This is a genomic window from Sorangium sp. KYC3313, from assembly GCF_052075895.1.
Taxonomy (GTDB): Bacteria; Myxococcota_A; Polyangia; order Polyangiales; family Polyangiaceae; genus Sorangium; species Sorangium cellulosum_B.
The window spans coordinates 8159046-8171226 of sequence record NZ_CP197255.1 but is presented as its reverse complement, the minus strand read 5'-3'; the positions used below and the strand labels follow the sequence as shown (position 1 = coordinate 8171226).

General features: G+C 71.2%; 9 protein-coding genes. All 9 read right to left on the bottom strand.

Features of this window, described 5'->3' with window-relative positions:
- Positions 1-28: 28 nt before the first annotated feature.
- Positions 29-1363, bottom strand: a complete 1335-nt coding sequence (locus ACSRUE_RS31470) for a hypothetical protein (protein WP_441286817.1) — start codon at positions 1361-1363, stop codon at positions 29-31.
- 354 nt (positions 1364-1717) lie between these two features.
- On the bottom strand, positions 1718-2146 hold the full coding sequence (locus tag ACSRUE_RS31465) for a hypothetical protein (RefSeq protein ID WP_441286816.1): 429 nt from the start codon (positions 2144-2146) through the stop codon (positions 1718-1720).
- A gap of 267 nt (positions 2147-2413) precedes the next feature.
- A complete protein-coding gene (locus tag ACSRUE_RS31460; protein ID WP_441286815.1) occupies positions 2414-3274 on the bottom strand; it encodes an SDR family NAD(P)-dependent oxidoreductase in 861 nt (286 codons plus the stop codon).
- Positions 3275-3390: 116 nt separating this feature from the next.
- The gene (locus ACSRUE_RS31455) at positions 3391-4113 is read right to left on the bottom strand and encodes a hypothetical protein (protein ID WP_441286814.1); all 723 of its coding nucleotides are present in this window, start codon (positions 4111-4113) and stop codon (positions 3391-3393) included.
- A gap of 7 nt (positions 4114-4120) precedes the next feature.
- Positions 4121-5209 carry a hypothetical protein gene (locus ACSRUE_RS31450; protein ID WP_437746697.1) on the bottom strand — a complete coding sequence of 363 codons (1089 nt, stop codon included), beginning with the start codon at positions 5207-5209 and terminating at the stop codon, positions 4121-4123.
- A gap of 2 nt (positions 5210-5211) precedes the next feature.
- A complete protein-coding gene (locus ACSRUE_RS31445) occupies positions 5212-6546 on the bottom strand; it encodes a hypothetical protein (protein ID WP_441286813.1) in 1335 nt (444 codons plus the stop codon).
- Positions 6546-9275, bottom strand: a complete 2730-nt coding sequence (locus tag ACSRUE_RS31440; protein ID WP_441286812.1) for a TonB-dependent receptor domain-containing protein — start codon at positions 9273-9275, stop codon at positions 6546-6548. Before ACSRUE_RS31440 ends, ACSRUE_RS31445 begins: the two co-directional genes overlap by 1 nt.
- 136 nt (positions 9276-9411) lie before the next feature.
- Positions 9412-10095 (bottom strand): potassium channel family protein, encoded by a 684-nt coding sequence (locus ACSRUE_RS31435; RefSeq protein WP_441286811.1) that lies wholly within the window; start codon positions 10093-10095, stop codon positions 9412-9414.
- A gap of 117 nt (positions 10096-10212) precedes the next feature.
- Positions 10213-12171, bottom strand: coding sequence for a TrkH family potassium uptake protein (locus tag ACSRUE_RS31430; protein ID WP_441286810.1), 1959 nt, complete (start codon positions 12169-12171; stop codon positions 10213-10215).
- Between the last annotated feature and the right edge of the window lie 10 nt (positions 12172-12181).

Here is a 12181-nt window from a genome sequence, read left to right as displayed (position 1 = left end):
CCGCTCCTCGCGGGGGCCGTCAGCGCTGTCAGAACTGGTAGAGCCCGCCCGCCTCCACGCCCCAGCCCGTGCGGTCGGCGTCATGCTGCGCTGCGGCCGCCGGATCGAGCTTGTGGCGCGTGAGCAACAGGGAAGGCTCGAGCACGATCGAGAGCCCCTTCAGGGGCGCGAAGGCATACCCCGCGCGCAGGGTCACGTTGCGCTCGATGCCGGGACCATTGGCGCCCACGCGCGCGGGAGCGGTGGCCGGCGTGCCGCCCGCCGCGGGTGTTCCGGGCGTGTAGCCGAGCTGCATCTCGTCGGTGCTGAGCACCATCGCGGTCCCGGCGACGAGGTGCAAAGAGTGCTTGTCGAACGTGACCTTCCCCGACACCCAGCCGCCTACCTCGGCGACGTCGTCCGTGCGATAGCCTTGCCCGAGCGTCAGGAGGCCCAGGTTGGCGAGGTTCTTCCCGCCGTACGCCTCGGCCCGCACGTTCAGCGAACCGGCCGTGATCTCGGCGAACAGGTTGCCGCCGAGCGCCAGCCGCCCCTCTTCGGTCGGCAGGTTCGCGTCGAAAGCGAGCCGCGTGCCGATCACCGAGGCGCCCACCCATGCGGTCTTCTCGGCACGATAGCTCGCGCGCAGCGAGACGGTCGGCGTGCGCGAGTACTCGACGTTGTTGAGGATGGCCGTGACGTTCTGGCTGACCAGACCGAGCGCGGCGCCCACCTCGACGCTGCCGAGGTTCGCCAGGTAGATGAACTGGTGGCGCACGAAGCCCGAGTTTCCGGACTGAAACATCCCGCCCACGAGGTTGTACGTGTGCGTGTTCAGCGGCGAGAACAGATCCCAGGTCTGGCCGAGCGTGAGCTTGTGCCCTTCGGCGGGAGTCCAATCCAGGAACGCCTGACGCAGGCGAAGGCTCGTCCCCTGGGCCGGAGAGGACTTGCCGAAATCGATGAAGTCGACCTCGACCTGCCCCTTCACGGGCGTGCCCTCCCCGACGGCCACGCCAAGGCGCGTCTGCTGCGCCTGAAAGGTGAGGCCGACGGCGTCCGGATCGGCGAGGAACAGCGGGTTCACCGCGGCCGTCGGGGCGGTGTAGTTCGGGTTGCCGAAGGACTCGAGGCCGTTCCCCACGACGACCGTGGGCTTGACGATCCCGTAGACACGCACGAGAGGCTTGTCGTCTGCCTTCTTCTGCTCGACCGGCGGAGGAGGCGCAGGGCGGGGCTCCTCCACGGGCGGCGGCGCGGCCGCGCCCGGCGCAGCCTGCTGAGCCGGCTCCGCCGGCTGCGCGTTGCTCGTGGCCGGCGCAGCGACCCCGGCCAGCGAGAGAGAGATGACAAGGGTTGCGCTGGGCGTCTTCCAGGTGCTCATGAACAATCTCCTCCGGCGGTGAATCGGACACGCGGGTTCACGTTCCGACATCCACGAGGGCCGCATCGGCGCCGCCGTCAACCACGCACTTGTCATGTCGGTATTCACGTGGGTCTCCCGAGAACATGGCCCGCGCAAAGCAATTTCAATACGCCGATATTCTTGCTGTGCGCTGGAAATGGCGGGATACCCTACTACCGATCCGTCGGGCTGCCAAAAAATATGCCCCAAATCAACGGGGATCCCCGCGGCGAGCGCTCGGCGCGGTGGCGCGAGCCGGAGCGCGTAGACGCCGACAGATAAAGATCAATCCGGATCGTAGCTTCCCTCCAGCCGTGCGGACCGCCCCGAGAGCTACCCCGCGCCCTCCGGCGCACGCTGGCGGAACGCGTCCTCCAGCGCGCGCTCGAACACCGCGCGCGACGGATGGACGGTCAGCTTCCGGATGGCGGTATTCGCGATCTGAACCCCGAAGATGACCACCCTGGATTGGAGCAGGAAGTGAGCTCCCTCGACCGCATGGAGGACGGAAATCGTCGCCGCGGTCAGCCGCGTGCGCGTCACGTGCTCGTAATCGGTCATCGCCTCCCAGTCATTGAAGACCAGCACTCGGCCCTCCGCGGCGACCCGCCGCAACAACACCTCCTCGATCGCCGCGGCGCCCGCCTCCACCAGCACCCCGGTGACACACGTGACCATCAGCGCCGGCGCGGGGCACCAGATCTTTACCGTGCCCTCGTTGCACCAGTGGGTCTGAAGCGGGCGGGCAGGGAGCGAGACCATACGGCTGGCGGGTAGACTGGGCCGCGGGCGACCCTTCGTCGAGGACCTCGACGCGAGATCTGCATCCGAGTGAGAAGCAGCGCGACGGGCCACGATCTCCGCGCTGTTGTGTTGTGAGGGGCCCGACCATCACGCGAAGTGAAACATTCAATTCGGGCGGCTGAAAACAACCTGTGCAGTTCTCCTGTTACAGCGACGGATCTTTATGCTGCCCGGGGCCGACCCGCCTCGCCTGCGCGCGGCCCGCGCTCCGGGCAGCCTGCACCGTCAGGGCTTCGCCGCGCCCGCCATGAACGCGGCGAACGCCTCGGCGTACTCTGGATGCCAGCGCGACAGCGCAGGTCGGTTCCGGATCAGGTCGTCGGCCGCCCACTGCACCCGGCGCTCGTCCATCTCGCGCGTCACCGCGTTGTCGGGACAGAGCAGGTAGAAGTCGCCACGGGCCATGCCTTCGATCATCCGATCCACCACCTGATCGGCGGTCCATGCCTCCGCGGGCTTCTCCGGGCCTCGCGCGGTCATCCCGGTGAACGTGTAGCCCGGGATCAGCAGGTGGGCGGAGATCTTGCAGCCCGCCACGTTGCGCAGCTCGTGGGCGAGCTGCTCTGTCAGCACCTTCACGCCGGCCTTCGAGACGTTGTAGGCAGCGTCGCCGGGCGGGGTGGTGATGCCCTGCTTCGAGCCCGTGTTCACGATGGCGCAGGGGGTGCCCTGCGCGATCATCGCCTCGGTGAAGGCCTGCACGCCGTGGATCACGCCCCACAGATTGACCTCGATGAGCCGCCGCCAGCGCTCGATGTCCCTCCACGGCTTGCCGCCGCCGCCGACTCCGGCGTTGTTCATCAGGACCGCCACTTCGCCGAACGCGTCGTAGGCGGCCTGCTTCAACCGATGCACGTCCTCGAGCCTGGCGACGTCGGTCGGCACCGCGCGCACGCCGGCCTGGCCGCCGGGCGCGGCGGCGGCGACGCGCGCGGCGGCCTCGTGCAGCGCCGGTCCGTCCAGGTCGGCGAGACAGACCTTCAGGCCCATGCGCGCGAAGCGCTCGGCGGCCGCGAGGCCGATGCCGCTGGCGGCGCCGGTCACCACGGCGGCGCGGCCAGGTGTCAATGCGGGATGGTCATTCACAGCAGATCTCCGTCATGTGTTGATGGCGCGCCGCCTCTGGCGCGGCGATCGGGGCGAGCATAGTGGGCGCCGGCGGGTCTGGCCACCACCCACGGCGCGCGCGCCGCGAGGCCGCCTCAGCCCGCCGCCCATCCGATCATCAGCCGACCGACGGCGAGGATCACCAGCAGACCGACCGCGAAGCAGCCGAGTCCCGGGCGCTTGCCGCTATCGCCTGCTCCCGCCGCCTGCAGGCTCACCGCGTCCCGAGGATCCAGGCACTTTTTTTTTAGGGTCGGCGCCCGCTTCCACCGCGCGGGCTCGGCTTCGCCTTCGAGCAGCGCCACCGGGGGCGTGCGCTTCACGATCGCCATCGCGCGCGCCGCCCGGCTCTCCGGGACACCCCGCCTCGACGCGCGGACCGCCGCCTCGGGCAGCCCGAACACCTCGCCGGAGCCGTACGTCCCCGCGAGGCCCTCGAGCACGCGAAGGTGCCAGTCGGCGGGGATCGCCCCGGGCAGCGCCTCGATCGCCTCCTCCGGGATCGGCGGGAACCACACGGCGAAGTGCTGGACCCGCCTTCCGGTCCAGTCCTTCCGCGCCGGATCGAGGAACCGCGTCGCCACGTAGGGAAACACGAGAGGGCCTCTCGGCCCGGGCTCGTCGATCTCGAGCAGGCCATAACGGAGCTCTCCGGCGCTCGCGTCGGCGTCGCCGATCATGGCCTCGAGCGCCGTGAGCCAGGCGGGGAGGGCCGGGATCTCGGGCACGCAGATGAACTCGTAGTCCCAGTGCTCGCCGCGCGTCCTCCAGAGGAGGCGCGAGGTCTCGACGACGGACGCTGGCGCGGGCGCGAGCATGGCTGTCCTACTGGTTCTGGTGGTAGGCCCGCGCCCCCTCGTCGTTGCGCAGGGCCGCGGCCATCGCGCTCAGGACCGCCGTGAACGCGTCGCCCCTCCGGATCGCGCCCTCGCGGGTCTTCTGGAGCCTGTCGAGCCGCGTGGTCGCGAAGTCCTTGATCGAGACGAACCGCAGGATCTTGCTCACGATCTGGTATCGCTTCGGGAGGAAGTCGTCGAGCGAGTCGACGAACGTGACCAGATCGCGCAGGCCCTGGAAGAACGTCTCACCAGCCGATCTCTCCTTCCGCGTGGCCTGCGCCTCGCGGACCGCGCCCTCGACGGTGCTCACAAGGACCGCGGGCGCGAGCGTGCGCACGCCGAGCGAGGTGCCCGGGTCGACCTGCGCGTCGGCGTCGACCGGCGCGGCGACCGACGAGAGCAGCATGAAGCGGTGCCCGAACGCGCGCTCGGCGCGGAGCACGGCGCAGAGCTTCGCGAGCTGATCGTCGGCGTCGCGGCACACCTCGCGCTCGAAGTCGCTCGCGCTGTACTCCGGCGGGAACAGGTCGGCCTTGCTGAGGGCGAGGATCCACTCGCGCGGGAAGCTCACCTCGTCGCCCGTGGCGGCGCTGGTCCGGCGCAGCCGGTCGCACTCGTCGGCGAAGTGCTCGAAGAGCCACCGGATGTAGCCGGTCCCCTCGCTCCGGTACTTCGCGCCATCCGCAAGGAGGATCCCGACGTGGCTCATGCCGAGCTTGAGCAGGCCCTGGCGCATCGCCTCCCGCTCTTCCGCGTCGATCGGCTCGTCCTCCCACCAGCGCCCGGGGTAGTCGTACCAGTGGATGCGGACCGCCGCCTCCGGCAGGTCCCTCGGGAAGAAGTCGAACTCGTACGCGTCGAAGCGCGTGCTGCCGTCAGGGAACCTGCCCTCTTCGAGGCGGTAGAAGCGCCCGAGGAGCTGGTTGCCCTGCGCCTTGTTGACCGCCTGGATCTTGTAGGCGTGCTCGATCTGAAACGAGGGCTGCGTCTGCGCCCGGTAGAAGGCCGCCAGGAGGACCGTCTTGCCTGCGCCGGAGGCGCCGAACAGGGCGACGTGCAGATCGAGCGGCGGCATGACTACTCCTTCTCCCGCACCTCGACCTCCAGCTGTTTCACGCTCGATCCGCCCCGGGTGTCGTGGACGACCGCCCACAGCGACACGCGCCCCGGCTTCGAGGGCGGCGTCCAGGTGGTCCCGTGGCGCTCGCCGGGGCCCGTCACCGCGTCGCTCACGAGGCGCCTCGCCCCGTCGAATCCGCCCCCGTCCGTGTAGTAGTCGACCCAGAGCGCCTCGCGCGCGGGCGGCCCCCCGAGCGCCGTGGCCTCCACGTCCACGTCGGCGGCGTCGGACGGCACGATCACGTCGATGTCGTAGGTCGTGCAGTCGTCGGCGTCCGGCTCTGCCGGGCCGCATCCCTGGGCCTTCGTTTCCGGCCGGATGCACGGTTCCACGAGGGGCAGGCCGCTCTCGCCGAGCGCGACCTCCTTATCGTCCAGCTTCAGCGTGAATTCGTCGATGGGCGGGTTCGTGTTGGCGCGTTGATCCGAATCCTGGAAGACAAAGACCTGCGTGTAGCCCACGACGAAGCTGTCCGGACCGAGCACCTTCCCGTCTTCATCGACGCACTCCAGTGGAATCCCCATGACGCCTGCCAGCGCCGCGGACGGGTCAGCGCCTGTCAGAACCGCCGTCAGCGCTGCCGACAGCGCCGGCGTGGGTCGCATCTTGCCGGCGCACACGGCGAACAGCACGTAGGCCGACGAGTACTTCGTTCCGGTCGCGGTGTGTCCTGCGCCCTTGCCCCTGAGGATGTCGCTCGACAGCGTCCACGTGAACGACGCTGCGTTGGGCTTGCCGCTCAGCCCCGGCTCGAGCTCCTGTCGCTTGAAGAGAGCGGTCTGCTCCTCCTGGCCGCCATCGCCGCCGGCGCTGCCGCCGCCGCCGTCGCTGGCACCGCCGCCGCCATCGCTGACACCGCCGCCGCCATCGCTGACACCGCCGCCGCCGTCGCTGGCGCCGCCGCCGCCATCGTTGGCGCCGCCGTTGCCGCCGCCACCTTCTCCTCCCTGCGGCGGGGCCATGGCCGTAATGGAGGTGCCGATCCACTGCGGGAGGCACCCGATCTGCGCGTCTATTCCGACAGGCGGGTTCACGCAGCCCCCGATCCACGCGACCTCGACCTTCCGCGGGTTGCCGTCGGCGTCGCCCAGCCCGTCGGCGTACGTCATCTGGAACGTCACGGGCGTGCCCCGCGCCGGGTACGGCCTGTCCGCCGTCACGGCCAGGACACGGAGCCCCTCCACCTCGGACGACGGAGCCAGGTCGCTCCCCGAGCAGCAGGGGATGCCGAGGGCCAGGGTCGAGAGCGCGGCGAGCAGCGCGCGGCGAGAGGGCAGTCGGGTCCGTTTCATCAGAAGTCTCCTCGCAGCCCGAGCGTGGGCAGGAAGGGGAGCCCCGTCACGTACTCCCGCTTCGTGTAGTTGAAGTTGTAGCTGATGCCCTCCGCAGCCTGGTAGTTGTAGACGTTCTGCACGTCCAGGTAGAGCCCGAGCTGCCACGTCTTGAATCGCCACGTCTTGTCGGCGCGGATGTCGAGCTGATGGAACAGCGGCATCCTCTCGCTGTAGTCGCCCCCGAGCGGGAAGGGCGAGTACTTGCCCGAGGAAGCATGGTAGATCGCGTTCACCCGGTTCGGATTACACCCCTTCTGCTCCGGATCGCAGACATAGGGTGTCTGCAGGTTGCCCGACACGAGGCGGAAGCGCGCGCCGACCTCCCAGCCCCGGCCGAGCTGCAGGTTCCCGAGCACGGTCAGCACGTGCGTCTGGTCCCACGGCGTGGGGTGCTCCTCCTCGCCGGGGCCGTCCGTGCGCACCGACCGCGAGAGGGTGTACGCCGCCCAGCCGAAGAAGCGATCGTCCGGCTTGTACTTCAAGAGCACCTCGCCGCCCACCGCGTATCCGGTGCCGTCGTTGGCATATCCGTCCTTCTCAGCTGAGAAGACGACCTGCCGATCGAGCTGCTTGTAGAACCCGTCCACCGTCACGTCGATCTGCGGCGTGATCTCCTGCTCCACCCCGAGGCCGTAGTGGATGGATCGGTTCGACTTGATATCCGCCGTTCCGAACGGCTCGACGCTCTCCTGGAACTGGGGCGCCTGGTAGTAGAGGCCCACGCCGCCCTTCGCCGTCGTCCGCGGGAAGCCGCTCCGGATGTCGTAGCGCGCGTTGACCCTCGGGCTCACGTCGAGCGTGCGCGTGTCGAGCGCGTAGTCGACGCGCACCCCGGGGACGATCCGCGCGCGCGGCGAGGGGACCACCTCGAACTCGGCGTAGGCGGCCGGCCGGGAGTACGGGCCGTCGAACGACTGGTCCTGCGCGGGGAGCGTCGAGAACGGCTGGTTCGAGGGGTGGCCTGCAGGCTGCCTCGTCGGCGCGTGGAGGTTGACCGTCGCGATGCCGCTCGTAAGGTCGGTCCCGACGTTCATCGTGAGGAACCTGGCGAACCGGTGCGAGTACTCCAGCCGCAGGTCGAGCGAGGTCGAGGTGATGTTGAAGGAGAGGGGAGCGACCCCGAAGTCGAGGACGTCCCTGCCGAGGGCCAGCGACCAGAGGATCCTGTCCCGGTTCCCCAGGCGGTTCTCGTAGCTGAGCTGGAAGCGCTGGAAGGCGGTGTGCAGCCCGAAGTCGCCCGTCAGCGCCGGCTCGTCCTCCGGCGGCTTGTCCAGGGTGATCTTGAAGGCGTCGTCCGATCCGTAGAAGCTCGCGCGCACGCGCTCGCTGGCGGAGGGGCGGCCCTCGAGGACGAACTGGTAGTCGTAGTAGACGGGCGCCTGCGTCACGCTGGAGCCCGCCTCCTTGAGCACGGGCCCGAGCCACGCGTCGACCCAGCTCCGCCGGCCCGCCGCGATGAACTTCCAGTCCTTGAGGTACGGGACGGGCCCCTCGAGGAGCACGCGCCCGTCGATGAGATCGAGCTGGACGACGCCGTGGTACTTGCCGTCCTGCTTCGGCGAGCGGAGCCCGACGTCGACGATGCCGCCCATGGCGCGGCCGTACACGGCGCTGAAATTGCCCGGGTAGAAGTCGATCTTCTCGAGCATCTCGGTCGGCACGACCGAGGAGAGGCCGCCGAAGTGGTAGATGATCGGCACCGGGGTGCGATCGATGAACGTGAGCGTGTCCTGCGGCGCGGACCCGCGCACGATGAGCAGCCCGAACCCGCTGCGCGCGACGCCGGGCAGGCTCTGCAGCGAGCGCAGCGCGTCGCCGCCGGTCCCCGGGATGCGGTCGATCTCGCGGCGCTCGAGCGTCCTCCGGGTCACCTCGCGCGGCGGGCGCTCGCCCTGCACGGTCACCTCGATGCCCGGCGCCGTGCCGTCCTTGGGCGCCGCGAGCGAGATGCGGTAGCGCACCTCGATCGTCTCGCCCTCCGCGATGTCTTCGTCGGCCGTGAACGGCTCGAACCCCGCGGCGGCGACCCCGACGCGGTACTTGCCGGGCGGGAGGTTCTTGAAGCGGAACTTGCCGCGCTGGTCGGTCTTCACGTCCTCGCGGCTGCCGTCGGGCCGGAGGAGGCTGACCGAGATGTCCGGGAGCCCCTCGCCGGTGCTCGCGGACAGGACGGTCCCGACGACCGTCTCGACGTCGGCGGGCGGGGCCGGCGCCGCCGCGTCGGCGGGCTTGGGGGTGAGCGTGAACGCGTACCGGTAGAGGATGCGCGCCGGCGCCGGCGTGCCGTCCGGGCGCCGCGCCGGCTCGAACACGAGGCCGGGCGCGGCCGCGAGCGCGGCCTCGTCGAAGCCGTGCCCGCCCGGCGTCTGGACCTCGGCCTTGGTGACGCGCCCGGTCTTGTCGATGTCGAGCTTGAGGATGACGCTCCCCTCGACGCCCGCGCGCTGGGCCTCTTCCGGATACGCGGGCGGGGCGTACGTGATCAGCTTCGGCGGGCTGACGGCGGCGGGCTGCGCCGGCTGGGCCGTGCCCGGCTGGGGGACGACGACCGCGCCGGCTCCGCCGCGAGGAACGGAGGCCCCGCCCACGTCTCCCTCGGGCGGAGGCTCGTCGGCGGGCTGCGCGCGCGCCGCGCTGGCGGTCATCGCGACCGCGAGCAGCAGCGCTTCCGAGACAGCGAGGCGCATCGCAGAGGGCGCTTTGAAAGAACGCATGTGCCTGGCGCTCTCGCACATCGAGGACGAGGGGAAAAGCCGGAACGCGCGGCCGGGATGTGCTCGGGTGGCCTGTTCGGGGCGCCGCGACGCGGGACACGGAGGCCGATCAGCCCCCGACCTCGGCCACGAACCGGCTCACGTCGTCGCCGTCGCCCACGAGCAGCAGCGTGTCTCCATCCCGGATCACGTAGTCCGGCGTGGGCGCCTCGAGCCGCGGCTTGTCGCCGGGCAGCTTGCTCGTGTGCGGCCGCACGCCGAGCACGTTGATACGGTACCGCTGGCGGATCTTCGAGCCGGCGAGCGTCTGCCCGACGAGCGGCCCGTGCGCGTTCCAGGGGACCACGCGGTAGTGGCTGGCCAGATCGAGCAGATCCTGGGCGAGCGGCATCGTGATGTCGGCGCCGATGCGGCGGCCCATCTCGGTCTCGATCTGGATCACCCGGGCCGCGCCCACGGCGCGCAGGATGTCGGCCTGGCGATCGGTGGCGGCGCGGGCGATCACCTCGCGCACCCGCATCCGGACCAGGGAGGCCACGCAGAGCACCGACGGCTCGAAGTGCTCGCCGAACGTCACGATCGCGGTGTCCACGTACTGGGCGCCGATCCCCTCGAGCACCTTGTGCACCGTCGCGTCGCCGACGAAGGCGGCCGAGGTCTTGTCCTTCACCGCGTCGACCGCCTCGGGGTTGTTGTCGATCGCGATCACCTCCGCGCCGTTCTTCCAGAGGGTTTCGACGATCGACGTGCCGAACCGGCCGAGCCCGATGACAAGGACGCTCTTCGATCTCATGGTCCCGCGGCGCCGCCAGGCGGCGCGCGCCGCGAACGTCTCACGGATCCGCGGCAAGCGCCACTGATCCGCGGGCCGGGCGGGGCGCCGGGGCCGGGCCGCCGGCCGGCCGCGCGCTCAGCCGATGCCGACGCGCTCCTCGGGCAGCCGGTAGCTCCGCGCCCTCGCCTGGTTGGCGAGCGCCAGGGCCATGGTCAGCGGCCCGATGCGGCCGATGAACATCGCGAGCGTGACGACCACCTTGCCCGGCGCGCTCAGCGACGGCGTGACGTTCGCCGACAGCCCGGCCGTGGCGAACGCGCTGACCGCCTCCATCGCGAGGCGCATCGGGTCGTGCGGCTCCAGGGCGAGCAGGATCAGCACGAACACCGAGACGAGCACCATGCTGAGGAACGCGACCCCGAGGGCGCGGCGCACGGTGGCCGCGGGGAGCGTCCGCCCGAGCAGGTGCGGCGCCTCGTCGCCGCGCAGCTCGGCGCGCAGCGCCGCGAACAGCGCCGCGACGGTCGTGACCTTGACCCCGCCCGAGGTCGAGCCCGGCGCGCCGCCGATGAACATCATCATGGAGGTGAGCATCAACGCCGCCGGGCCCATGAGGCCGAAGTCGATCGTGCTCAGGCCCGCGGAGCGCGTCATCGCCGACTGGAAGAAGCTCGCCATCACCTTGACGGGCCACGACAGGCCGGCCATCGACCGGCGCCACTCGAGCAGCAGGAAGCCCGCCGCGCCGGCCACGAGCAGCACCGCGGTCGTGAGCAGCACGACCCGGCTGTGCAGCGACAGCCGCGGCGGCCGCTCGCCGCGGAGCCGCAGCCGGAGCCGGCGCACGAGCTCGTCGTGGACGGGGAAGCCCAGGCTGCCGAAGATCACGAGCCCCCCCACCACGGCGGAGACCGCGGGGGTGCCGACCAGCGGGACCAGCCCCCCGCCGAACAGCGAGAAGCCCGCGTTGCAGTACGCGCTGACGGCGTGGAAGACGGCCGCCCAGAGGTGATCGCCGGCGCCGGACAGGGGCTCGCCGGGCACGGGCCCGGAGGCGATCTGGGGGTACGGCAGGAAGCTGAACAGGAGCGCGATCGCCCCCACGAGCTCGACGCCGAGCGTGAACAGGACGATCGCGGCCACGTTGCGGCGGAGGCGGGCGAACGACTCGGCGTCGATGAGCTCGGCCATCACGGCGGCGTCGCGCAGCCTGAGCCGCCTGCCGGCGAGGATGGCGAAGAACGTCGACAGCACCATGATCCCGAGCCCGCCGATCTGGACCAGCAGGATCAGGACCGCCTGGCCGAACGGCGTGTACGTCTCGGCGATGCCGTGGACGGCGAGCCCGGTCACGCACACCGCGCTCGCGGACATGAACAGGCCGTCGACGAACGAGGCGTCCTCGATGTGCCGGAGCGACTGCGGCAGCGTGAGCAGGAAGCTGCCGATCAGCGTGGCGACCCCGAACGACACGGCCATGAGCCGCGCCGGGTGCTCCGCGGCGGTGGCCATGAGCCGCTCGAGCGGCCGGCGCCCGAGCAGGCCGCCGAGGGCCAGCGAGAACGCGAGCACGGTGTACGAGCGGTAGAGCACGACGCCGCGATGCGCCGTGTCGCCCGCCGGCTGCCAGACGAGGAGCCACTTCTCGCCGATGCACGCGAGCAGCAGGCCGAGCGCCAGAAGGAACAGCGCGAGCCGGGGCCGGCTGGCCTCGGCCTGCGCGCCGGTGAGCGTCCGGTGCGCGCGCTCCAGCGAGACGACGGCCACGACCCAGGCGGGCACGAGCAGCGTCTCCAGCGCGGTCAGCGCCATCGAGACGCGCGGGGTGATCGCGAACGCGAGGTCGACCCCCAGGAGGACGGCGCTGCCGGCCAGGAGGGAGGCCGGTCGCATCCACGCGGCGCGCGGCCGGGGCGCGACCGCGGCCGCGGCGGCGGCGGCCGCGGCGGCGGCGGAGGGCGGCGGCACGGACGGCGCGCCCGGCGAGGCGACCGTCAGCGCGGGCTCCGCGCGATCGCCGCGGCCGCCGGGCCGGTGCGCGCGCGGCGCTCCCGACCAGGACGGGGGGGGAGGCGAGGGATCCACGCGCAGCATTCACGCCGCC